Raw genomic sequence first — 23,213 nt, forward strand, 5'->3', positions numbered from 1 at the left:
AGAAAAGAAAAAAGACACCGCGGTGTCTTTTTTTATAACTTTAACTTTCTTGCTCAACAAACTGCTGACGATATTGCTTCGGAGAGTGTTCAAAGGTTCGCTTAAATGCCTGACTAAACGCAGTTTCTGAAGAGTAGCCAACTTTATTGGCGATTTGTTGGACTGAAAAATTACTTTTACGCAAATATTGGCTTGCTAAGCGCATGCGATGTTGCTGTAAATAAGCGAGGGGCGATTCGCCAATCACTTCGTGAAATAGACTGGCAAATTTCGAGCGTGACATGCAGCATTGTTCTGCCAATGATTCAACGGTCCAAGCATCTTCAGGATGATTGTGAATTGCAGCTAAGCTATTGCTCAGTTCGGGATGATTTAAAGCGCTGAGCCAACCATGTTGACTTGAGATTTGTTGAATATGATCGCGAATACATTTAATGAGTAAGATATTCACGAGATGATCGATAATAATATCGCGGCCTGCCTGAATATTCTGCGTTTCTAAGGCCAGAAAGTGTAAGCCGATTTGCAGCCATTCAGGTGCATTGGTATCGCCATGCTGGAGATGGATGATTGGAGGTAGAGCCTGAATAAACGGACGAGCCATAATCGTATCAATCTGGCAACGCACGGTCAAAATTAGATTTTTCTCAGATGACTGAGTACCGAATTCGATAGCATCTTCTTTATGGCCATCGAACAGCTTTGAAATATCAACGGCATCGACCAGTTTAGTAATCGTATTATCTGCGCCTGTATGTGCTTTTCCTGACGGGATCACCACAATTTCACCCGCATGTGCAGTTAAACTATTTTGTGCGTCAATTTGAATAAAGACAGAACCAACTAAAACAATATGAACAATTAAGGCGGTTTGATCTTGGCAGATAAAATTCCATTCTCCTTGAGTTTTCAAGTAGATATATTCAGTGTGATTTAAATGAATATCAGCAAATATTTTACTTAAAGCATCCATATGATTTTTTAACGATGTATTCATTTAAATTATAGAGAGCTGCGCCAATAACTCAATATGTGTTTATAGGACAAAAACAGGGTGGATGATGCCAAAGACTTTGACATAGCTTTTTTGGACGCTTGCAACTGTCATGAATTTCATAATTCCTCAAAATATACTTATATATACAAAGACATGGATTCGATGATGAATGCGCCAGTAAATGTTGAGCAAGAACTTACGCCAGTAAGCATTCCAAAGTCAAAAACTCAGTTAGATCGTAAACGTTATTTATGGGCCATTAGCCCGGCTTTACCTGCAATCGGAATTGGTATTTTAGCAGGTTATCAATTTGCACCACGTCCATTTAAGAAAATTTTTGCTTTAGGTGGACCAATCGTTTTACATATCATCATTCCAACGATTGATACTATTATTGGTAAAGATGCTAATAATCCAACAGATGAAGATATTAAACTGCTTGAAAAAGATCCGTATTACTCTCGCTTGGTGAAAAGCTTTATTCCCCTACAATATGCAGCCAATGTATATGCATGTTACTTAACCAGTCGTAAAGAAACATCATTCATTGATAAGATTTTTCTAGGGATTTCAATGGGTGCCATCAACGGGATTGCGATTAATACTGCACATGAGTTGAGTCATAAACATGATCGTATTGACCACATTCTGTCGCATTTAGCGCTTGTGCCAACGGGTTATAACCATTTCCGAATTGAACATCCTTATGGCCACCATAAACGTGCTGCAACACCTGAAGATCCAGCATCTTCACAAATGGGTGAAACATTCTACGAGTTCTGGCCACGTACCGTGATTGGTTCTTTTAAATCTGCAATTGAGATTGAAACCAACCGTTTAAAACGTAAAGGTAAAGAATTCTGGTCAACTGAAAATGAACTTTTACAAGGTTGGGGCATGAGTGCTGCTTTTCATGCATCGATGGTCGGTTTGTTTGGTAAAGGCGTTATTCCATATTTAGCGACTCAGGCATTCTATGGCATTAGCTTGTTTGAGATTATTAACTATATTGAACACTATGGTTTAAAACGTCAAAAAGACAAGAATGGTAAGTATGAGCGTACCATGCCAGAACATAGCTGGAACAATAATAATATTGTGACCAACTTATTCTTGTATCAATTGCAACGTCACTCAGATCATCATGCTTATCCGACACGTCCTTTCCAAGCATTACGTCATTTTGATGAAGCGCCTGAATTGCCAAGCGGTTATGCAAGTATGCTATTACCCGCATTGATTCCACCACTATGGTCGAAAATGATGGACAAGCGTGTATTTGATCACTACAAAGGTGATTTGAATAAAGCCAATATTTATCCAAAACGTCGTGCAAAATTGTTTAAGAAATTTGGGGTGGTTGATCAGTCTTTAGAACAGGTTAAGATTGATGCTGTGACTGCTGAATAATCTAAGCTTTCCCAAAGCAGGGCACTGATGATGACTCATCAGTGCCTTTTTATTTTCTTGTATAAAAAAATTAAAAAACAACGGCTTTTATACTTTGTTGCTGTATATCTATACGTTAGAACAAACAAGAATCTTGCAATTGATTTTATGAGGCGATGATGACAAAACATTATGATTATATTGCGATTGGTGGCGGTAGTGGCGGGATTGCATCAGTCAATCGTGCTGCGATGTATGGAAAAAAATGTGCCTTGATTGAAAAATCTGAAATAGGCGGGACTTGCGTCAATGTTGGTTGTGTTCCTAAAAAAGTGATGTGGTATGCAGCGCATGTTGCTGAATCGATTCAAAAATATGGTCCTGATTATGGTTTTAATACTAAAGTCGAAGCATTTGATTGGCAGGTTTTAATTAAGAATCGGCAGGCTTATATTGATCGCATTCATCAATCTTATCAAAATAGCCTAAGCAAGAATAATGTTGATCTTATTCAAGGGGCGGCTTATTTCATTGATAAAAATACCATTGAGGTTAATGGTGATCGCTTTACAGCAGATCATATCCTGATTGCAACAGGGACACAGCCCTCATTACCTAAAATAGATGGGGTGGAATATGGCATAGATTCGAATGGCTTCTTTGAATTAAGTGCTTTACCAAAAAACACCGCAGTGATTGGTTCAGGTTATATTGCGGTTGAATTGGCGGGTGTACTGAATGCTTTAGGCTCTCAGGTTGGATTATTTATTCGTAAGGATTTACCTGTGCGTCGCTTTGATTCATTTTTAAGTGAAACTTTGGTTGAGGTGATGCAAACCGATGGTATTACTGTACATACTCAAGCCGTACCGCAAAAAGTTACAAAAAATGCAGATGGTTCCGTAGTACTCCATTTGGAGAATGGTGAACGCCACACGGTTGATTGTCTGATCTGGGCCACCGGTCGAGAGCCAAATACTGCGAGTTTGAATCTGGAGAAAGCCAATGTCCAACTAGATGAACGGGGCTATATTCAGGTCGATAAATTCCAGAATACTTCACAACAAGGCATTTATGCAGTTGGCGATATTATTGGGAAAATGGAGCTTACACCAGTTGCTGTAGCTGCTGGGCGCAGATTGTCTGAACGACTCTTTAATCATAAATCTGATGAACATTTAGATTACGACAATATTCCAACTGTGGTCTTTAGCCATCCACCAATTGGAACAGTGGGGATTACAGAGCAAGAAGCCATTGAGCAATATGGTCAAAAAGAGGTTAAGGTCTATAATTCATCCTTTACTGCCATGTACAGTGCCATTACTCAACATCGCCAACCGACCAAAATGAAATTGGTTTGTGTTGGCGAGAATGAAAAAATTGTTGGGATTCATGGGATTGGTTTTGGGATGGATGAAATTTTACAAGGCTTTGCGGTGGCTTTAAAAATGGGAGCAACCAAGAAAGACTTTGATAATACGGTTGCGATCCATCCTACCTCGGCAGAAGAGTTTGTCACCATGCGATAGGGGCTGATCACGATCTTATCGGTTCTATCCTTGAACAGATGAAATAAGGACTTTAAGACCACTTGGGAGATGATGGCTAAAGCAAATGCGATAGCCATATTTCTCAAGTAATTGACTAACTAAGGCTAAACCGAGCCCGTGTCCATCATTCCGTGCGGATTTACGCCAAAATCTTTGGGTCAGTAGATTTAACTCCGCATCGCTTAATCCCTTACCATGATCGCTCACAATTAAATCGTCCTGTTCCATGTAAATGTGTATGGAGGGCTGCGCATGTAGGTATGCATTCTCAATCAAGTTTTTCAGTACAATACTGAGCGTAGCATGGGGGAGTGCCATAGCGGATAGGCTGGTCCAGTTAACATCCAATTGTTGTGGTAGATCCGTATATTTTTTTTCAAGCTCAGTGATGACGTGTTTTAAACAAGGGCCGACATCTGTTTGGTCTGATAGTGGTGTCAACTGAATCTCGGTTTTACTGAGTAATAAAAGCTGTTCAAGTAATTGCTGGTAGCGCTGAATACTTATTTCTGCTTTTTCTAGATTATTGAGTAACTTCTCAGGCTCTATTTGAGCTTGTGCTAACATCAGTTTGCTTAATTGTACATGGGTTTTAATTGCAGTTAGTGGGCTGCGTAGCTCATGTGCAGCGAAGGCACTAAAGCTCTTTTCATTTTCTAAACTCTGGTGCAGGTTCTGCACCAGTTCAACTAGGCTATCAACAAATGGCTGGATTTCTTGAGGAATATTTTGAGCTTTGAGCTCAAGCAGCTCTGTTGTCGCAGTGGAAAAATGCTGTTTCCTTTGTTTGACACGCTGGGCAATTTGGTCAAGAGGTTGAAATTCAACACGAACAATCCATAAAATTAATAAGATACATAAAATTAAGGTCAGAATTAGAGGAATCAGTACCGACTGTAAAATCTGCTTGAGTAAGGAATAGCGAAGCAGTAATTTCTCGGCAGTAACTACTTGTATATGTCCTTTTTGCAATACATAACTGCGCCACTCCATATTATTTTCTTGCCATGTACTAAAACCAACATGTCGTGTTGAAAGTTTGGGTGAGCCTTGGGTTCTGACAATCACTTGTGGATCAGTTCCAGAACCAGAGTTCAAAAAGGAAACTTCACAAACCAGTAGATTTTGACTGTCATGCTTTTGTTGTGCCGAGTTTAATGTGTCGATAATTTCATTCACAGGAAGTTGCTGAATCAAATGAGCAACCATTTGAGCGGATGCGGAAAGACGCTGATCTAAGGTAGATTGCAAGCGTTTTTCTAAATCGACATAGAGCCAGTAAAAGACCAATGACCAAAGTAAGATAAACACAATGGAAATTGTGGTCACCAAGCGCCATTTTAAACTATAACTTTTCATCTCTTTTACTCGGCTACTTTTAGCATATAGCCCACACCACGAATTGTTTGAATAATATCTGGGTGGATTTTTTGTCGAAGATGATAGATATGCACATTAATCGCATTACTCTCGATACTTTCCTGAAAACCATACACTTTATCAATTAAGTCTTCGTTTTTAAGGATTTGATTCGGATAAAGCATAAACGATTCAAGCAAGCTATATTCACGACGTGAAAGCGTTAAGAGCTGTCCCTGATAATAGGCTTGCTGCATATCTGGGTGAATTTGTAGCTCACCAATTTGAATCGTATTGGAGGAGTAACCTCTATTTCGTCTTGTTAAGGCGTGAATTCGGGCAATCAATATACTTAAATCAAAGGGCTTGGTCAGGTAATCGTCGGCCCCCACATTTAACGCTTCGACACATTGCTGGGTTTGGTTACGTGCGGTCAGTACCAGTACGGGCACATGCAGTTCATCGTTGCGCCATGTCTGTAACAACTCTAATCCATCTTGATCAGGTAAGCCGAGATCTAGCAAACATAAATCCACAGCGCTGTTACGGATAAAATAATCGGCAGCTTTGGCTGTATTTACATGCTCAACTGAAATACTGAGATAATCCAAGGCAGCGATAATACTTTCAGCGATATAGGGATCATCTTCAACGAGTACGACAAACATGGCTTTTCCTCAATAGAGTCCCTATTCTACAAATAAAAAAGCGCCTTAATGTTCTCTTAATTTTGCTTGTTTGATAATGCCATCATGTTAATGCTTTAGATCAGATGGTATGCGATTTCAACTCTTAATCGGTATGGTCCTTGGATTAAATACAGCAGCGTGGGCTGGGAATGATTTTTTACATCCTGACCAAGCTTTTAAGTTCCAAGCCAGTTCAATTTCCAAAGAAAAGGCTGAACTCAATTGGGACATCGTCCCCAATTATTATTTATATCATGACCAGTTTAAGCTGAGTGTGAATGGTAAAAATATTGACTTAAAATTACCGAAAGGGCAGGAAAAGGATGATCCAACCTTTGGTAAGACCGATGTACATTATAATCAAGTCACAGCTCAATTCGAGGTGCAGCCGAATCAGTTATACAGTGTACAATGGCAGGGTTGTGCGGATGATGGACTCTGTTATCCCGTACAAAAAACAACGATTCAAACCGATGCAACAGGTTTATTGCCCCAACAAAAATTCGCATCAGCACAAACGAAATTGGCACTTTTAGTTCAAGAGCCACAAAAAACGGCTGATACTTCGGAACCGTTGAATCGCCAAGACTTAAATACGGCTCCGAGTGTAGCTACACAGGCTGAAGCTATTAAACCCAGTGAACCTACTCAACAGATCAATGATTCTACGGACACAGCGAATATTCAACAAGATTCGGTAACGCAGAGTACAACGGCAGCTACTGAATCAGGTGGCCAGCAGCAGGTGGCCAGTAAAACATTCAAGCAAGCTTGGAACAATGATCAATTTTTTCTTAGCCTTCTTTCCAGTCAAACGGTTTGGCTTAATCTTATTGCGTTCTTAGGGTTTGGGGTTTTATTGGCATTTTTACCCTGTTCTTTACCCTTGATTCCAATCCTGTCCAGTATCTTGGTACAACAGAACAAGAGGCGTAAGGCAGCACTGATTGCGCTGACTTTTGTCACCAGTATGGCTTTGGTCTATGCCGTGATGGGATTTGTGGTATCACAAATTGGTTTTAATGTTCAGCGTTGGTTTCAAAACCCAGTGGTGATTGGCTTATTTGTACTGATGTTTATTGCATTTGCACTCAATTTATTCGGCTTGTATCAGCTGTCTCTGCCACAATCGGTATTGCAACGTTTAGATCGAATCCAACAAGGGCAAAAGGGCGGTACGCTATTCAGTGCGGCGATCATGGGGGCATTATCCGCTTTAATCGTAGGTCCTTGTATGAGTGCACCACTTGCGGGTGCTTTACTCTATGTTTCACAGCTTGAACATGGCATGTTAAGTGGGCTTTACTTATTCCTGATGGGCTTGGGCATTGGCATTCCAATTTTTATTGCCAGTGTTTTTGGGGCGAAATACCTACCGAAACCAGGATTATGGATGGAGCGTCTCAAGTTCAGCTTTGGTTTTGTTATGTTAGCCTTAGCGGTATATTTTGCTCGACCATTATTCGCAAGTGCCTTGTATTATTCCATTCTTGCACTGGTTTTGATTGCAATGGCAGCTTATCTGATCGTGGTGTTGCGTTATGTACAAAAGCTTTCTTATCGCTTGATATTGCTTGGTCTTGTTGGGTTGCTCACAGCCAGCAGTATATGGCAAATACAGTTGGCAGCCTCTGCTTTTCAGCAGCAACGGGTATCCTCCTTACACACATGGACTGTAGTTCGAAATCAACATGAATTTGAACAGGCACTGGCACAACATCAGAATCAAGCAGTATTGATTGATGTGTATGCCGATTGGTGTGTGGCTTGCCAACCGATTGAGCGTGATGTCTTACCATCACCAGAAGTACAAGCGGCAATTGAACATATGGTCCGTATTAAGCTTGATTTAACTCATTATGAGGCTTCTCAAGACATCATTCTGAAGAACTGGCAAATTTTAGGACCTCCTACCGTTTTATTTCTCGATCCAAATCATCAGGAAATTCGTGACTTACGTTTGACGGGGACTTATAGCGCAAAGCAGTTGGTTCAAAATATTCAGTCGATGTCTGGGGAGAAATGATGTTTATTTCCTCAGAAGCCTTACACCTCTGGATCTTTATCTTGCCGTGGTCATTATTGATTATTCTGGCCGGACTATGCAGCGTACAGCTATTTGGTCTGTATTTAAGTCGTCGCTTTCTCTGGTCAACCGCGCTTTGGCAGGTTTATAAGGATTCGCTCTGGACGGCGATTTTGATCGGACTGCTTGTTGCACGATTCGGTTTTGTCGTGATACATGCAGATATTTATTTCGCTCATCCGATTGATATTTTAAAGGTTCAGGATAAAGGCTTTCATCTCTATAGTGGCTTGATTGCTGCGAGTGTGTGGTTTATTTGGAAAAATCGTTTTTTAAACTATGCCGTCATTGCGGGGAGCTTGGTCATCTTCTTTGCGGTGCTATTGGGTGGCCTAGGTATACACAATAGATTTCAGGCTGAACAACAATATCCAGAACTCACTTTTTCTGATCTTAATCAGCAAGCCCAATCTTTAACTCAATTTATAGGGCAACCGACGGTCATTAATCTATGGGCCAGTTGGTGTCCACCTTGTCACCGTGAAATGCCTGTGTTGTATCAGGCTCAACACGATTATCCCAATGTTCAATTTGTCATGCTGAATCAGGGTGAAACGCCTGATGTGATTCACAATTATTTGCGCCAGCATCAATTCCAGTTTCAGCATGTGTTATCCGATCCGCATGGAGAAATGGCGGAGCAGATGAATATGTTTGGACTGCCAAGCACTTTGTTTTTTAATGCACAAGGACAGTTGGTGGCACGTCATCTAGGTGAACTTACGCCTGCAATGCTGAAACAATATCTACAAAAAATCACTCAACTTAATGAGGGAGTCTCTCAATGAATTCATATCTTAAACTGTTCGCTGTGACGGCATTTGCAATGTCTTCAACATCGCTTATTGCCGCAGTTCCAAGCATTAAGCAAAAACTGGAAAAGGAAGGTTTTAGTTTTGTAAAGCAAATTGAGGCACCTGCGCAAATGACAGGTTGGGCTGGGCATATGCAGCAAAATCCAATGACGGTTTTCATCTCAAATGACAATAAATATTATATTGTTGGGGATCTGCATAATGCCAAAGGTGATAACTTAACTGTTGATGCGCTGAATAAGCATGTGAAGCAATCTGTTTTGGATGATGTTTGGAAAAGTCTGGAAAAATCGGCTTGGATTCAGGATGGCAATGTCAAAGCACCTCGGATTATTTATGTCTTCTCCGATCCAAATTGTCCGTATTGTCATGCTTTTTGGGAAAAGGCCCGTCCTTATGTGAAAGCAGGTAAAGTGCAATTGCGTCACATCCAAGTCGGTGTGATTCGTTCTGAAAGTCGAGGACAGGCCGCAACACTACTGGCTGCTTCAAATCCACAACAGGTTTTTGAAGCATTTAATGCGGCCAAAGGGAAACAAAAATTGAAAGAATTAAAACCGATTCCGACGCATCTAGCAGAAAAACTGGAAGCTAATGAAGAGATGATGAATAAATATGGCTTTTATGCAACACCGGCTTTGGTCTGGAAGAATGCTCAGGGCGGATTAGAAACGGCACAAGGTCTACCCAAGGATCTAAAAAGTGTTTTTGAATAAAAACTTGTGAATGGAAATACGGATTCATATCGGGATGAATCAAACAAAAAGGACGTTATGAAAACGTCCTTTTTAGCTTATTGCCGATTCAAAATTATTTCAATTCACTTGATGATTTGCCCAATTCACGGCGGGCAATGATCAATTGTTGAATTTGTTGTGTACCTTCAAAAATATCCAGAATTTTTGAATCACGCGCCCATTTTTCCAATAACTCATCTTCGCCATAGCCGACACTTGCTGCTAACTCGACACATTTGAGTGTAATCTCATTCCCCACACGGCCTGCTTTGGCTTTGGCAATGGATGCTTCTTTCGAGTTCGGCTTTTTATTGTCTGCCATCCAGGTTGCTTTAATCATCAATAATCGTGCAGCTTCCCACTCAGCTTCCATACGATAGATTTGTGCCGCTAGGTTTGAGGTCTGTAAGTAGGGTGTTAAGTAGTCTGGATCAAGCTGATCTTTAAATATTTCCTTGATGCGTTCTAGCGATGCTTTAGCGCACCCAATCGCCATTGCAGCGACCAGTGGACGGGTATTGTCAAAGGTTTCCATTACACCTGCGAAACCTTTAGCCACATCAATTTCTGGGTTGCCCAATAAATTGGCAGCAGGTACACGACAGTCGATAAAGCTGATGACCGCTGTATCTGAGGCTTTAATCCCCAGTTTATGCTCAAGACGTTCAACTTTCATGCCTGTAGTACCTTTTGGTACTACAAAAGACTTGATTGCAGCGCGACCTAATTTTTTATCCAAGGTTGCCCAGACCACAACCGAATCAGCACGCTCACCTGAAGTAACAAAGATTTTCTCGCCATTCAGAATATAATCATCGCCATCTTTGGTCGCCGTGGTGCGAATCGCGGCCGAATCCGAGCCACAACCCGGCTCGGTAATCGCCATCGCAGCCCAAGTGCCTTTGAAACGTTCTAGCTGTTCGTCATTGGCAACCGCAGCAATCGCAGAGTTGCCTAGTCCTTGGCGTGGCATGCTAAGGAGCAAGCCTGTATCGCCATAACACATTTCAATGATACCTAGCGCAGCAGACATATTACCGCCATTGACAATGCTATCAAGATTGGCAGTGCCACGTTTACTGGCATTGGCTGCACCAACACCTTCACCACTTTCATTCATACCGTCCAATAAAGCCGCCAGCATATCCAGTTCTTTGGGATAGGCATGTTCAGCTTTATCGTATTTACGTGAAATTGGACGTAGCACATTGAGCGCCGTTTCGTGTGCTTGATCAACCAGCATTTTGAATTTTTTCGGATTTTGTAAATTCATTATTGTTCTCCAAAATTAAGCATGTAAGCCAGAATGAAAGATTGCCGTTGCACGAAGATCACGATACCAACGCTCAACAGGATGCTCTTTGGTAAAGCCATGACCACCGAGAATCTGAACACCATCGGTACCCATTTTCATTGATTTTTCAGCACAGAGCAGGCGAGCAAGATAGGCTTCACGATGGAATGGTTTGCCAGCTTCTGCCAAACTCGCAGCATTTAAAACCAGCATACGCATGGCATCGATTTCAATCGCCATATCAGCAATCATAAAAGCGACGCTTTGACGATGCGAGATTGGCTCACCGAAGGCAGTACGTTCATTGGCATATTTGATACAGTAGGCTTTGATTGCTTCACAAGTCCCAATCGCCATAGCACACCACATCAAATTGCCAAGATCAACAAAAGCAGTGTAATCAAAATCAGCATCCCCTAAGCGTAAGGCTGGCGTTTGATTAAATTGAAGGGTCGCTGTTTCAGCAGCTTTTAGGCCCATTGCAGGGTTGGCTTTGATGGCAATCGTTTCATTGGATTGCACCACGAAAATATCAGGTTGACCGTTGAGCTCGGCACTGACCAAGAACACATCGGCAATATCACCTAAAAGCACTAAGCTTTTTTCACCCGTGATATAGAACTGCCCATTGGCTTCAGTTGCCGTGGTTTTTAACTGGTATGGGTTAAAAGCAGCTGTTGCTTCCTGAAAGGCAAAAGTCGCCGTAACATCCGTATCTTCTGCAAATACAGGTAAGTACATCGATTGAACTTGTGTTGAGCCCCAACGGGTCATTGCATTGATAACACTGAAGGTACTGAGTAAACCTGCAGTCAGACTGAAATCACCTTTAGCCAAGCTTTCTGCAATCAGAATATTACTCACAATATTTTGTTCTGCTGCCACACCACCCAATGCCTCTGGCAAAGCATAATAGTTGAGCCCCAAATCAACCAAATGTTGCCACAGTTGTTCGGGGAATTGTGCATGATGATCTGCATCATGTGCCAATGTGTACAGGACTTCTTCAGCAAATTGTGACATGGCATCAACGGTCATTTGCTGTTCTTCAGTCAGACTGAGATCAAACAGATTTTTGTTGGTCTGATTTGGGAGGCGTTGTTTATCGAGCGGTTGTGGCTTAAATGCTTTTTGTGTTTTATTGAGTACTTTAAAGCCCGTTTTTGAACCTTGATATAATGATTTTTCTACAAATTTTCTTAATTTGAGTTGATCAAGCATTTCGCTTCCTGCGAGTTTAGTGATCAAAGATAGCCCAAAACCTTGAGCCTTATTCATCATATTCGACATGATTTTATCCTGGAGGATGGTTGTAAATTTATGCTGACATGCTCCTGATCAAAAGACTATGTCTTGTTTGACATGCTGACTAGAGAAAGATAAAGGGTAAATAAGCAGGTTTTTATTTTGTATTGTATTGTTTTTTATGATTTAAAAAAAATATCAAAAAAATAATTTTAAAAAAAATTGACCAAAATGACAGAGGCTTGGTTTCGTTAGAATCGCTTTGTCATTCAGTCTGTTGAATCTGTGATTTATTTAGTTATGGGATTAGTCTAAACCTTCTGTCAAAATCACCATATATTCGCCTGCCAAATCTCGGTGTTTTTTGGCCTGTTGATAGGCATCGCTGTGATACCAATTCTGTGCTTCCTGCATACTGCTGAATTTAATGATGGCAACGCCGTCGCTTTCGATATTTTCGAATGCAATCGATTGACCATAAAACACAATCGGTTCAGCTGCAAAACCTTGGCTCGCTTGGCGTGCTAAAGATGTATAGGTTTTCATCTCATCTTTATTTTTGAGTTCTTTACGAATCAGAATGATATAGGCACTCATTGGCTTTCCTGATTGATAGAGGCTAAGTTTTGATTTGTTGATGGATACGATGCCATATCCATCAACGCTCATGTATTAAGCTGCGCGGGCAACCAAAGTTAAAATATCATAAGTTGCGACCAGTTCATCACGCTGATTTTTGACTTTGATATCCCAAACCACCACACCATGTTCAGGTTGAGATGGATCTTTTTGCGGTTTAGGGGTTTTCTGTTTGCAGGTGAGTTCAACACGAATCGAATCACCAATTTTCACAGGCTCAACAAAACGTAAATTATCCATGCCATAGTTGGCAATCACAGGGCCTTGAGCAGCATCGACAAATAAACCTGCTGCTGCTGAAACGATGAAATAACCATGCGCCACACGCTCCCCGAAGAAAGAATCCGCTGCAGCGATTTTATCGGTATGCGCATAAAAATAGTCGCCACTGAGACAGGCAAAATTGACGATATCGGCTTCAGTCACGGTACGACGTGCGGTCAATAAACGCTCACCAATGACCAGTTCATCAAAATCCTTTTTGAAAGGATGGACGCGGTCTTGCTTGATGTTTGCACCCGCGGTCCATGAATGTGTCACTTGAGTGAGGCTGTTCGGTGAACCTTGAATCGCAGTACGCTGCATATAGTGTTTGACTGCGCGAATGCCCCCCAGTTCTTCACCGCCACCAGCACGGCCTGGGCCGCCGTGAACGAGATGAGGCAGTGGTGAACCATGACCTGTACTTTCTTTGGCTGATTCTTCATCCAGAATATGAACACGACCATGCCATGGCGCAATTTTTTGAATGATTAGTTCGATATTCTCATCCCCATTCTTTACCACAGAGGCAACCAGACTACCTTCACCACGAGCCACAAGATCGGCAAGTTGGTCGATTGATTGATACGGCATCAAAGTACACACAGGGCCAAAAGCTTCAGTGGTATGTACCAAGTTTGCCTGTAGTGGTTGCTCACACAGTAACAAGGTCGGTGGGAAGAATGCACCTTTATCAGGATGCTCAGCATTGATTTTAAACGTTGTCTCGTCACCAAATACAATTTTGGCTTCTTTCGCCAGTTCAGCAACTTTAGCCGCTACATCCAGTTTTTGTTTTGGACTGGCGAGTGCACCCATGGTGGTGTCTTGTTTTTGTGGATCACCAACCACAACTTTTGCCAGTTTAGCACTCAGTTTTTGCTGAACTTGTTCAAGAAGTGCTTGTGGTACAAAGGCACGACGAATCGCGGTACATTTTTGTCCTGCTTTGGTGGTCATTTCACGAAACACTTCACGTACAAACAGATCAATCGTGGCTTCATCTGCTTCAGGGCTGAGGATCGCACTGTTTACTGAATCAGCTTCCATACTAAATGGAATTGAATATTTGTTCAGATGGGGATGGTTGCGAAGCTTTTGCCCAGTATAGGCAGAGCCAGTAAAGGTCACGCAGTCTTGAGGTCCCAAGTAATCAAACAAATCGTCAATTTGTCCGCAAATCAGTTGTAGAGAACCTTTGGGTAGGATTCCAGTCGAGATAATGGCTGCAACCACGGCTTGAGTTAGTTGAGCGCCATCAGTGGCTGGCTTGACGATACAAGGCACACCCGCCAATAACGTCGGTGCAATTTTTTCCAGCATACCCCAAATTGGGAAGTTAAAGGCATTGATATGAACTGCCACACCCGCTTTAGGACTGAGAATATGCTTGGCGCCAAAAGTGCCATTTTTTGAAAGTTGAATCCAACTGTCTTCCGTAATAATTTTTTCATCATTGAGTTCACGGCGTACCAGACTTGAATAAGCAAATAAGGTTTGAATACCGCCTTCGATATCAATCCATGCATCTTTTCGTGTTGCACCCGTTGCATAGGCAAGCTGATAAAAATCTTCTTTGTGCTCAAGTAAATGCTGTGCGATTTGTTTTAAGGCATTGGCTCGTTGATGAAAAGTCCAGTTTGCCAGCTCGGTACCATTCTGCTTGGAATATTTGACCACTTGCTGCATGTCGATGCCGTGACTGCTGACACTATAGATTGGCTCGCCAGTAATGGCATGTACAACCGTACGTCGATCTTGATGGCTTGAGTGCCACGTTGCATAGACATAGGATGCTAGCTGTAGCAGTTGCTGACTCGAACCTTGGTCTTCATTGTCCTTGGCGATTTCTTCTTGCTGTGCTTGTTCAAGCATGATCAAACTCCATTTTTATGTGATACATCAATTATAAAAATATTTAAAATATGATTCATAATTTCATCCTGATTGAGCTAAAAGTCAATCTTAATTTGTTTTAAAAATCCAAATTAATTTTTAATAACTTTATTAAATGCAATTAAAACAATTTCTTAATCTGAATTTGGTAGTTGATTTTGATTTGATACAAAAATATTGATTGACTTTATTTTTTGTGTATCGAAAAATAGATTCATGGATGGAATTCTCAAGGGAATCTACAAATGGAAAATAAGTATCAGAAATTTGAGCACAATATCGCCAATGACATCACCATTGAAGCCAAAGATGAAATGCCAGAAGCATATCGCAAAACCTTGATTCGTCAGATTGGACAACACGGTCATTCAGAAATTGTCGGTATGCTCCCAGAAGGTAACTGGATTACCCGTGCACCGACCTTGAAACGTAAAGCCGTGTTATTGGCAAAAGTTCAGGATGAGGCAGGGCATGGACTTTACCTCTACAGTGCCGCAGAAACCTTGGGTGCGGACCGTGATGAGATGATGGAAAAATTGATTGATGGAAAAATGAAATACTCATCGATTTTCAATTATCCAACCATGAGTTGGGCCGATGTCGCGGCGATTGGTTGGCTGGTGGATGGTGCTGCGATTGTGAATCAGGTGGCTTTATGCCGTACCTCTTATGGTCCTTATGCGCGTGCCATGGTGCGGATTTGCAAAGAAGAAAGTTTCCATCAACGTCAAGGTTTTGAAGCCATGATGGCATTGGCTGCTGGTTCACCCGAACAAAAACAAATGGCACAGGATGCGGTGAATCGTTTCTGGTGGCCTGCATTGATGATGTTTGGCCCAAGTGATGATCATTCTCCTAATAGTGCACAAAGCATGGCATGGGGAATCAAACGCTTTAGTAATGATGAATTGCGCCAGAAGTTTGTCGATAACACTGTGCCACAAGTGTTGCAGCTTGGTTTAACTGTGCCAGATGCTGATTTGCAGTGGAATGAAGCAACTGGCCATTACAGCTATGGCGAGATTGACTGGCAGGAATTCAATGAGGTGATTGCGGGTCGTGGGCCTTGTAATCATGAACGGATCGAAGCACGTCGTAAGGCTTGGGAAAATGGCAAGTGGGTACGTGATGCTGCTGTGGTGTATGCCAAAAAGCAGCAAGCCCAAGTCGGCAAAGTTGCTTAAGCAAAATTTAGGGAAAAATTTGAGGATAACGTAATGGAAAATAATAACAACTGGTCGCTTTATGAAGTGTTTGTGCGCAGTAAACAAGGTTTAAGTCACCGCCATGTTGGCAGTTTAAGAGCACCAGATGACGAAATTGCACTGCAACATGCACGTGATGTCTATACCCGCCGTAATGAAGGCATCAGCATTTGGGTGGTGCGTTCAGAACTGATCAAATCATCACAGCCTGATGAAAAATCGGAGTTTTTTGAACCTGCATTGGACAAAGTCTATCGTCATCCGACCTTCTATCATATTCCTGATGGCATTGAGCACATGTAAGGGAGTATGCAAATGAATAATATCGCTTTGTCTAAATTCTTATTACATATCGGTGATAGCCAACTGGTATTGGCGCAACGTTTGGCTGAATGGTGCGGTCATGCGCCAGAGCTGGAAATTGATATTGCTTTGGCCAATATTGGTCTGGATTTACTGGGGCAATCCCGAAATTTTCTGACTTTGGCAGGACAATACGAAGCTGAAAAACGTGATGAAGATCAACTGGCCTATTTCCGCAATGAACGTGAGTTTTTCAATTTATTGCTATGTGAACAACCGAATGGTGATTTTGCACAGACCATCGTGCGTCAGTGGTTGATGGATCATTACCATGTGTTGTTATTAACCGCTTTAACTCAATCCGCAACGCCAGAAGTCGCTGCATTGGCGGTGAAATCTTTAAAAGAAGCCAAGTACCATATTCGTTTCTCCACCAGCTGGATGGAGCGTCTGAGTCTCAGTACCGCAGAAGCACATCAACGTGTGCAACAGGCATTAGACAATTTATGGCGTTTTAGCGCTGAACTGTTCGAATTGACTGCGGAAGAACAGACACTGGTTGAGCTAGGCATCATTGCTGATTTTTCTACTGAAAAAGCGCAATGGGAGCAAACCGTTACCGCGGAATTGAAGCGCTTTGAACTGAGTATTCCTGTGAACGGTGCTTACCGCCGTGGGGCCAAACAAGGCTTACATACTGAACACCTAGGATATTTGTTGGCTGAAATGCAATCGATTCAACGTAGTTATCCTGAGATGACTTGGTAACACAAGGAGTATCGCCATGCAAATGATTCGCCATTGTATTGACCAATGCTGGGATGTTTTACAAAACGTCAGTGACCCAGAAATTCCAGTACTGTCCGTTGTAGATCTGGGCATGATTCGTGGTGTGGAGTTGAATGAACAACAAGAAATTATTGTTCGATTGACCCCGACCTATAGCGGTTGTCCAGCCACTGACTTATTAAAAGCACAGATCGTCGAAGCATTGGCAGCGGAGGATTTGATCCCTGCAAGAGTCATGATTGATTTATCAGATGCATGGACCACGGACTGGATGTCGGATGCAGGTAAGCAGAAGCTGCAAGCCTATGGGATTGCACCACCAGAAGGGACTGCACAGCTATGCGGAACGCATGTGCATCTGAGCGATGGTGTGGTGTGTCCGCACTGTAAAAGCCGCGACACTCGATTGTTGACCGAGTTTAGTTCAACTGCCTGCAAAGCACTGTACAAATGTCGGGACTGCCTTGAACCCTTTGATTATTTTAAATGTATTTAAAGCCTTGGATAAGGAAATCAGCCATGAGCCAATTTATTCCATTAAAAGTAAAAACAATTACACCTCAGACCGATCAGGCGATCTGTATTGCTTTTGATCTGGTCCCAGAACAGCAAGAACAGTTCCAATTTCAACCAGGCCAGCATCTGACGATTCGCCATTTAACCGAAGCCGGGGAAATTCGCCGTTGCTACTCAATCTGTAGTTATGCGCCAAAAGAAGATATCAGTATTGCGGTGAAAAAGATTGATCAGGGCCAGTTTTCCCATTGGGCCAATGAACATTTAAAAGTGGGTGATGTACTGGAAGTGATGCCACCACAAGGCGTATTTTTTCAGAAAGCAGCCAGAACAGGTGGGCAAGCTTATTTAGGGATTGCCGCTGGAAGTGGTATTACCCCGATTCTTTCCATCATCAAACAGGTGTTATTTGAGCAAAACTCGGCAAACTTTACTTTGCTGTATGGCAATCGTTCTTGGAAACAAACCATGTTTGCCGAGCAGATTATGGATTTAAAAGACCAGTTTAAAGAACGCTTTCAGCTGATTAATATTTTCTCACGTGAATTCAATGACAGTGAGTTACTGAATGGCCGGATTGATGAAGACAAGCTCAAGCAGTTATTTGAATATGAGGTATTAGAACCCAACTTTGATCATGTATTTGCCTGCGGCCCCGACGAAATGATGGACACGGTTGAACGCCTGTTTCCTGTGTATGGTGTGACTAAAGAGAAGATTCACACGGAACGTTTTAATACAGGGCATGTCCGCAAACGTTCTGCGGAAGTTGATGCCAACCGTAAAGAAGAAAAAGTCAACATTGTACTCGATGGGCGAGAGTTGATCGTGTCAGTGTCTCAAGACGATGAAAGTATCCTAGATGCCGCATTACGTGCAGGTGCGGATTTGCCCTATGCCTGTAAGGGTGGGGTCTGCGCCACCTGTCGCTGCAAGGTGCTTTCAGGTGAGGTGGATATGTTCCTGAACTATAGCCTTGAAGATGATGAAGTCGAAAAAGGCTATGTGCTGAGCTGCCAGACTTTACCGAAAGGCGCAAATGTACGTTTGAGCTTTGATGAGTAGAGGTGAGATCGTCATGCAAACCTTGATTCAGGTTGAAACGCCAATAGATGGGGTCATGCTGCTCAGCTTAAACCGTCCAGAAAAACGCAATGCGTTGAATAATGCCACTTTACAGGGTCTATGTGAGCTATTGGAACAAGCAGAACAGAATCCTGAGGTGAAAGTGGTTGTACTGACGGGCAATCGCAATTGCTTTGCTGCGGGTGCAGATCTGAACGAATTGGCAGAAATGGATGCCGTAGCTTTACAGCTCGATATCCGTCCAACGCTATGGCAGAAGATTGACAGTTTTACTAAACCCATCATCGCTGCTGTGAATGGTTATGCCTTGGGTGCGGGCTTTGAGCTGGTGTTGCATTCGGATATGGTGATTTGTGGTGACAATGCCAAATTTGCCTTGCCTGAGATTGGCCTAGGCATGTTACCCGGTGCAGGTGGTACTCAACGTTTAGCACGTCTGGTGGGGCAGCAATTGACCATGCGCTGGGCGATGACAGGGGAAATGATCTCAGCCAAGCAAGCACAGCAACATGGGATTTGTAGTGAAGTGGTGCCAACAGCACTGACCGTGGAATATGCGATTCAATTGGCAAGCAACATTGCCAAACAAGCGCCTTTGGCAATTCGGGTGATCAAGCAATCAATTAAAAGTATTCATGAAACCACATTGAGTCAAGGACTGAAATCAGAACGACAAAATTTTGTCTGGTTGGCAGCAACCAAAGATCGAAACGAAGGCATTCATGCATTCTTTGAAAAAAGAAAACCAATCTTTAGAGGTGAGTAATGGACTATAAAAATATTATCGTGGAAGAAAAAAATGCGGTGGGTTATTTAACCTTTAATCGTCCCCAAGCATTGAATAGCTTTAACGTCGAGATGCACCGTGAGGTGGCCGAAGTTCTGAATCTATGGGCTAAAAAACAAGAGGTTCGTTGTATCGTGATCAGTGGCGAAGGCCGTGGTTTCTGTGCTGGTCAAGATCTTGGCGATCGTGTGGTTGATCCAAATGCTGCAGCACCTGATTTGGGTTACTCGATCGAAACTTACTATAACCCGTTGATTAGAACTATTGTGAATATGCCGAAGCCTGTGATTTGTGCGGTGAACGGAGTAGCTGCAGGCGCAGGTGCCAATATTGCCTTGGCCTGTGATCTGGTGATTGCAGCTAAATCTGCCAACTTTGTACAGGCCTTCTGTCGTTTAGGCTTAGTACCTGACTCAGGTGGAACTTGGTTCTTGCCGCGTGCTGTAGGCCATGCGCGTGCCATGGGGCTGGCGTTGCTGGGTGATAAATTGCCTGCTGAAACAGCGAAAGAATGGGGCATGATCTGGGATGTAGCTGAAGATAGCGAATTGAAAACTAAGGTCACAGAACTGGCTGAACGACTCGCCAAGCAACCGACTTTTGGCCTGTCGCTGATCAAAAAAGCCATGCATCAATCCAGTAACCATAGTTTTGACGAACAGATGCACTTGGAACGAGATTTTCAGCGTATTGCTGGGCGTTCGGAAGATTATCGTGAAGGCGTCCAAGCCTTTATGAATAAGCGTGAGCCAAATTTTCAGGGGCGTTAAGCATGATCAGTTTCGATTTATCCCATGCCCAAATTGCCGTGATTGGCTCGGGCACCATGGGAATTGGGATTGCCCAATTGGCAATGATCAATGGTCATTCGACTTTTCTCTACGATCTTGACCGTGAAAAGACCCAGCAGGCGGTTGATGGATTGCATCAGACCTTCGCGAAGTTGACAGAAAAAGGCAAGATGACCTATGAGCAGGCACAGCAAGCACTTTCACGTTTGAGGATTGCTGATCAAATCGAGGCATTGGCAAATGTTGATTTAGTCATAGAAGCGGTAGTTGAAAAGTTGGAAGTGAAACAGGCTTTGTTTAAGCAGTTGGCGACGATTTGTAACGACCAAACTATTTTAGCCACCAATACCTCATCTATTTCAGTGACAGCAATTGCATCTGCTATTCCGCATCCTGAGCGTGTGGTTGGACTGCATTTCTTTAATCCTGCACCAGTGATGAAATTGGTGGAGATTGTACAAGGCTTAAAAACGCCAATTGATTTATGTCAGGCCTTAAAAGTCTTAATGCTGGCTTGGAAAAAAATTTCTGTGTTAACCAAATCTACTCCAGGCTTTATCGTCAATCGTATTGCCCGTCCTTTTTATGCAGAAGCTTTTCGCGCCTTGCAAGAACAGGTCACAACCTATGAGCAACTGGATTACGCCTTAAAGCAGTGTGGTGGTTTTGCGATGGGACCGTGTGAGTTAACCGATTTGATTGGGCAAGATGTCAACTTTTCAGTTACCCAGAGTGTTTATGAGGCTTTCTTTTATGAGCCGCGTTATCGCCCAAGCCTGATTCAGAAAGAATTGGTGGATGCGGGTACATGGGGACGTAAATCAAAGCAAGGCTTTTATCGCTATGATGATAAAAATCAGTATGTGACTTTTCAGCCTCAGTTTATTACTAAGCCGTCTTTTCATGCTGATGTTCAAGTCAAAGGTGCATGGGCTCAATGTCCGCATGTATTAGAACGTCTGGGCCTAAGTCATGCTTTAGCAAGCAATGACAATATCATCCAAATTGATGATGTTGATTTGCGTCTAAGTCAAGGAGAATCTGCCAATATCGATTATCCAAATCGTAAAACCGTATTGATGGATTGGCATCATGACTTTACTCAGGCACAAGCTGTGGTGCTGAGTCATAACACGTTATGCCAAGCTGATGATCTGGCAAAAATCGATGCATTTTTTGCTCAACAACAGATCAAGGTACTTTGGATTAGCGATCATCCTGCACTGTTAACTTTACGTACCATTGTCTTGTTGATCAATGAAGCCTGTGAGGCCAGTCTGCATGGGATTGCCACTATGGAAGATATTGATAATGCCATGAGATATGGTGTCAATTATCCTAAAGGGCCGTATCAATGGATGATGCAATTGGGCGCTGAATACGTCTTGGCAACGCTAAACAATTTATATGCCATCTACGGCGAAGAAAAATATCGTGCAAGTCTTTATCTCAAACAATACATGGCAAAGCAGCAAAGTGTGATTGCCGACTATTCAAAAAATTTAACAGAATGTGCATAAGCAGGAGCGATCATGGAAGACGTTTTAATTTGTGATTTTATTCGTACCCCAATTGGACGTTATGCAGGGTCATTGAGTTCGGTGCGTACTGATGATCTTGCGGCATTGCCAATCAAACATTTAAAAGAAAAACATGCGCATCTACCTTGGCAAGATTTAGATGAAGTCTATTTGGGCTGTGCCAATCAAGCGGGTGAAGATAACCGTAATGTGGCACGTATGGCAACCTTATTGGCGGGTTTACCTGAGGCAGTTCCTGCAATGACGGTGAACCGTCTCTGTGCATCTGGTTTAGATGCTGTCGGATTGGCGGCACGTTCGATTAAGGCTGGCGAGTCACAATTTGTATTGGCGGGCGGGGTCGAGTCAATGAGTCGGGCACCCTTTGTTCAAGCCAAGCCAACCGAGGCTTTTGGTCGTAGCCCTGAAATATTTGATACCACCATTGGTTGGCGCTTCGTCAATAAAAAAATGAAAGCTGACCATGGCACCGACAGCATGCCCGAAACAGCTGAAAATGTGGCTGAGAAATACCAGATTAGCCGACAAGATCAGGATACGTTTGCGATTCGTAGCCAACAAAAAGTGGCAGCGGCACAACAAGCTGGCTTTTTTGAGGGGGAAATTTTACCTGTCGAACTGACTGATCGTAAAAAAAATATTACTGTCTTTTCACAGGATGAACACCCACGTGCAGATACCAGTCTAGAGAGTCTTGCAAAATTGAAAGCACCGTTCCGTAAAGAAGGTGGCTCGGTGACGGCGGGTAATGCTTCGGGAGTGAACGATGGTTCGGCTTGTGTGTTGCTGACCAATCGTCAGTTTGCAGATATCCATGGTTTAACCCCATTAGCACGTGTGGTGGCGATGGCCAGTGCTGGTGTTGAACCGAAATATATGGGTATTGGCCCAGTGCCTGCGGTACAAAAACTATTAAAACAAACGGGCCTCAGTTTAGATCAAATGGATGTGATTGAGCTGAACGAAGCTTTTGCAGCACAGTCATTGGCCTGTATGCGTGAGTTAGGTCTCAAGGATGATGATGCTCGTGTCAACCCGAATGGTGGTGCAATTGCATTGGGTCATCCACTCGGGATGAGCGGGACACGTTTGGTGATGACTGCCACCAGAGAACTAAAAAGACGCCAAGGGAAATATGCACTGTGCACCATGTGTGTTGGTGTTGGGCAAGGTGTCGCCCTGATCTTAGAAAATTTAGCTTAAAGCAATTGAAACGGTTCGAATAATATAACGAC

Annotated in this window: 21 protein-coding genes; 14 read left to right on the top strand and 7 right to left on the bottom strand. The window is 42.7% G+C overall.

All coding sequences use genetic code 11. The features are described from left to right. Window positions 1–40: 40 nt before the first annotated feature. A complete protein-coding gene (locus F902_RS10925; RefSeq protein ID WP_005203396.1) occupies window positions 41–973 on the bottom strand; it encodes an AraC family transcriptional regulator in 933 nt (310 codons plus the stop codon). 189 nt (window positions 974–1,162) lie between these two features. Here F902_RS10925 and F902_RS10930 point away from each other — a divergent pair, with 189 nt between their 5' ends. Continuing rightward, entirely contained in the window at window positions 1,163–2,407 is a 1,245-nt protein-coding gene (locus F902_RS10930) for an alkane 1-monooxygenase (protein WP_005203398.1), read from the top strand. Between the two features lie 158 nt (window positions 2,408–2,565). Beyond that, window positions 2,566–3,918, top strand: a complete 1,353-nt coding sequence (gene gorA / locus F902_RS10935; RefSeq protein WP_005203400.1) for a glutathione-disulfide reductase — start codon at window positions 2,566–2,568, stop codon at window positions 3,916–3,918. 24 nt (window positions 3,919–3,942) lie between these two features. On the opposite strand, the gene F902_RS10940 is transcribed toward gorA, so the two are convergent. Then, window positions 3,943–5,298: a sensor histidine kinase gene (locus F902_RS10940; RefSeq protein WP_005203403.1), complete on the bottom strand. Its 1,356-nt coding sequence runs from the start codon at window positions 5,296–5,298 to the stop codon at window positions 3,943–3,945. A gap of 5 nt (window positions 5,299–5,303) precedes the next feature. After that, window positions 5,304–5,966 carry a response regulator transcription factor gene (locus F902_RS10945; RefSeq protein WP_005203406.1) on the bottom strand — a complete coding sequence of 221 codons (663 nt, stop codon included), beginning with the start codon at window positions 5,964–5,966 and terminating at the stop codon, window positions 5,304–5,306. A 109-nt stretch (window positions 5,967–6,075) separates the two neighbouring features. On the opposite strand from F902_RS10945, the gene dsbD reads away from it, so the two are divergent. From dsbD to dsbG, 3 genes are read left to right on the top strand one after another with little or no spacing between them, the layout of a single operon-like run. Beyond that, a complete protein-coding gene (dsbD, locus tag F902_RS10950) occupies window positions 6,076–8,013 on the top strand; it encodes a protein-disulfide reductase DsbD (RefSeq protein ID WP_005203408.1) in 1,938 nt (645 codons plus the stop codon). Beyond that, window positions 8,013–8,861, top strand: coding sequence for a TlpA disulfide reductase family protein (locus tag F902_RS10955; protein WP_005203416.1), 849 nt, complete (start codon window positions 8,013–8,015; stop codon window positions 8,859–8,861). Before dsbD ends, F902_RS10955 begins: the two co-directional genes overlap by 1 nt. Beyond that, window positions 8,858–9,604, top strand: a complete 747-nt coding sequence (gene dsbG / locus F902_RS10960) for a thiol:disulfide interchange protein DsbG (RefSeq protein WP_005203418.1) — start codon at window positions 8,858–8,860, stop codon at window positions 9,602–9,604. Before F902_RS10955 ends, dsbG begins: the two co-directional genes overlap by 4 nt. A gap of 94 nt (window positions 9,605–9,698) precedes the next feature. Here the strand turns inward: dsbG and F902_RS10965 are convergent, their stop codons facing one another. The 4 genes from F902_RS10965 to paaZ all read right to left on the bottom strand — a co-directional run bounded on the left by F902_RS10965 (window position 9,699) and on the right by paaZ (window position 14,939). After that, entirely contained in the window at window positions 9,699–10,898 is a 1,200-nt protein-coding gene (locus F902_RS10965) for an acyl-CoA dehydrogenase family protein (protein ID WP_005203420.1), read from the bottom strand. A 15-nt stretch (window positions 10,899–10,913) separates the two neighbouring features. Then, a complete protein-coding gene (locus tag F902_RS10970; RefSeq protein WP_171061128.1) occupies window positions 10,914–12,200 on the bottom strand; it encodes an acyl-CoA dehydrogenase family protein in 1,287 nt (428 codons plus the stop codon). A gap of 270 nt (window positions 12,201–12,470) precedes the next feature. Next, window positions 12,471–12,761: a DUF1330 domain-containing protein gene (locus F902_RS10975; protein ID WP_005203424.1), complete on the bottom strand. Its 291-nt coding sequence runs from the start codon at window positions 12,759–12,761 to the stop codon at window positions 12,471–12,473. Window positions 12,762–12,836: 75 nt separating this feature from the next. Continuing rightward, window positions 12,837–14,939, bottom strand: coding sequence for a phenylacetic acid degradation bifunctional protein PaaZ (gene paaZ, locus F902_RS10980; protein ID WP_005203426.1), 2,103 nt, complete (start codon window positions 14,937–14,939; stop codon window positions 12,837–12,839). A 266-nt stretch (window positions 14,940–15,205) separates the two neighbouring features. Between paaZ and paaA the strand changes: the two genes are divergently transcribed. The 9 genes from paaA to pcaF are packed head-to-tail and all read left to right on the top strand — an operon-like array spanning window position 15,206 to window position 23,181. Continuing rightward, on the top strand, window positions 15,206–16,144 hold the full coding sequence (paaA, locus tag F902_RS10985) for a 1,2-phenylacetyl-CoA epoxidase subunit PaaA (protein WP_005203427.1): 939 nt from the start codon (window positions 15,206–15,208) through the stop codon (window positions 16,142–16,144). 33 nt (window positions 16,145–16,177) lie between these two features. Beyond that, window positions 16,178–16,468, top strand: a complete 291-nt coding sequence (gene paaB / locus F902_RS10990) for a 1,2-phenylacetyl-CoA epoxidase subunit PaaB (protein WP_005203429.1) — start codon at window positions 16,178–16,180, stop codon at window positions 16,466–16,468. A 12-nt stretch (window positions 16,469–16,480) separates the two neighbouring features. After that, window positions 16,481–17,236, top strand: a complete 756-nt coding sequence (gene paaC, locus F902_RS10995) for a 1,2-phenylacetyl-CoA epoxidase subunit PaaC (RefSeq protein ID WP_005203431.1) — start codon at window positions 16,481–16,483, stop codon at window positions 17,234–17,236. Between the two features lie 16 nt (window positions 17,237–17,252). Next, complete coding sequence (gene paaD / locus F902_RS11000; protein ID WP_005203432.1) at window positions 17,253–17,753, top strand: 1,2-phenylacetyl-CoA epoxidase subunit PaaD; 501 nt, start codon at window positions 17,253–17,255, stop codon at window positions 17,751–17,753. A gap of 23 nt (window positions 17,754–17,776) precedes the next feature. Continuing rightward, window positions 17,777–18,838, top strand: coding sequence for a 1,2-phenylacetyl-CoA epoxidase subunit PaaE (paaE, locus tag F902_RS11005; RefSeq protein ID WP_005203434.1), 1,062 nt, complete (start codon window positions 17,777–17,779; stop codon window positions 18,836–18,838). 13 nt (window positions 18,839–18,851) lie between these two features. After that, window positions 18,852–19,625 (top strand): enoyl-CoA hydratase-related protein, encoded by a 774-nt coding sequence (locus tag F902_RS11010; protein WP_005203436.1) that lies wholly within the window; start codon window positions 18,852–18,854, stop codon window positions 19,623–19,625. Next, window positions 19,625–20,416 (top strand): 2-(1,2-epoxy-1,2-dihydrophenyl)acetyl-CoA isomerase PaaG, encoded by a 792-nt coding sequence (paaG, locus tag F902_RS11015; RefSeq protein ID WP_005203438.1) that lies wholly within the window; start codon window positions 19,625–19,627, stop codon window positions 20,414–20,416. Before F902_RS11010 ends, paaG begins: the two co-directional genes overlap by 1 nt. A gap of 2 nt (window positions 20,417–20,418) precedes the next feature. Continuing rightward, a complete protein-coding gene (locus F902_RS11020; RefSeq protein WP_005203440.1) occupies window positions 20,419–21,957 on the top strand; it encodes a 3-hydroxyacyl-CoA dehydrogenase in 1,539 nt (512 codons plus the stop codon). A gap of 12 nt (window positions 21,958–21,969) precedes the next feature. Beyond that, window positions 21,970–23,181 (top strand): 3-oxoadipyl-CoA thiolase, encoded by a 1,212-nt coding sequence (gene pcaF, locus F902_RS11025; protein ID WP_005203442.1) that lies wholly within the window; start codon window positions 21,970–21,972, stop codon window positions 23,179–23,181. The last annotated feature ends 32 nt before the right edge of the window (window positions 23,182–23,213 follow it).

Source organism: Acinetobacter higginsii (assembly GCF_000369525.1).
Taxonomy (GTDB): Bacteria; Pseudomonadota; Gammaproteobacteria; order Pseudomonadales; family Moraxellaceae; genus Acinetobacter; species Acinetobacter higginsii.

Excerpts from the sequence above, each read along its gene's own strand:
- F902_RS10925 (WP_005203396.1), bottom strand. The coding sequence starts at position 973 with ATGGATGCTTTAAGTAAAATATTTGCTGATATTCATTTAAATCACACT.
- F902_RS10930 (WP_005203398.1), top strand. The coding sequence starts at position 1,163 with ATGAATGCGCCAGTAAATGTTGAGCAAGAACTTACGCCAGTAAGCATT.
- gorA (WP_005203400.1), top strand. The coding sequence starts at position 2,566 with ATGACAAAACATTATGATTATATTGCGATTGGTGGCGGTAGTGGCGGG.
- F902_RS10940 (WP_005203403.1), bottom strand. The coding sequence starts at position 5,298 with ATGAAAAGTTATAGTTTAAAATGGCGCTTGGTGACCACAATTTCCATT.
- F902_RS10945 (WP_005203406.1), bottom strand. The coding sequence starts at position 5,966 with ATGTTTGTCGTACTCGTTGAAGATGATCCCTATATCGCTGAAAGTATT.
- dsbD (WP_005203408.1), top strand. The coding sequence starts at position 6,076 with ATGCGATTTCAACTCTTAATCGGTATGGTCCTTGGATTAAATACAGCA.
- F902_RS10955 (WP_005203416.1), top strand. The coding sequence starts at position 8,013 with ATGTTTATTTCCTCAGAAGCCTTACACCTCTGGATCTTTATCTTGCCG.
- dsbG (WP_005203418.1), top strand. The coding sequence starts at position 8,858 with ATGAATTCATATCTTAAACTGTTCGCTGTGACGGCATTTGCAATGTCT.
- F902_RS10965 (WP_005203420.1), bottom strand. The coding sequence starts at position 10,898 with ATGAATTTACAAAATCCGAAAAAATTCAAAATGCTGGTTGATCAAGCA.
- F902_RS10970 (WP_171061128.1), bottom strand. The coding sequence starts at position 12,200 with ATGATGAATAAGGCTCAAGGTTTTGGGCTATCTTTGATCACTAAACTC.
- F902_RS10975 (WP_005203424.1), bottom strand. The coding sequence starts at position 12,761 with ATGAGTGCCTATATCATTCTGATTCGTAAAGAACTCAAAAATAAAGAT.
- paaZ (WP_005203426.1), bottom strand. The coding sequence starts at position 14,939 with ATGCTTGAACAAGCACAGCAAGAAGAAATCGCCAAGGACAATGAAGAC.
- paaA (WP_005203427.1), top strand. The coding sequence starts at position 15,206 with ATGGAAAATAAGTATCAGAAATTTGAGCACAATATCGCCAATGACATC.
- paaB (WP_005203429.1), top strand. The coding sequence starts at position 16,178 with ATGGAAAATAATAACAACTGGTCGCTTTATGAAGTGTTTGTGCGCAGT.
- paaC (WP_005203431.1), top strand. The coding sequence starts at position 16,481 with ATGAATAATATCGCTTTGTCTAAATTCTTATTACATATCGGTGATAGC.
- paaD (WP_005203432.1), top strand. The coding sequence starts at position 17,253 with ATGCAAATGATTCGCCATTGTATTGACCAATGCTGGGATGTTTTACAA.
- paaE (WP_005203434.1), top strand. The coding sequence starts at position 17,777 with ATGAGCCAATTTATTCCATTAAAAGTAAAAACAATTACACCTCAGACC.
- F902_RS11010 (WP_005203436.1), top strand. The coding sequence starts at position 18,852 with ATGCAAACCTTGATTCAGGTTGAAACGCCAATAGATGGGGTCATGCTG.
- paaG (WP_005203438.1), top strand. The coding sequence starts at position 19,625 with ATGGACTATAAAAATATTATCGTGGAAGAAAAAAATGCGGTGGGTTAT.
- F902_RS11020 (WP_005203440.1), top strand. The coding sequence starts at position 20,419 with ATGATCAGTTTCGATTTATCCCATGCCCAAATTGCCGTGATTGGCTCG.
- pcaF (WP_005203442.1), top strand. The coding sequence starts at position 21,970 with ATGGAAGACGTTTTAATTTGTGATTTTATTCGTACCCCAATTGGACGT.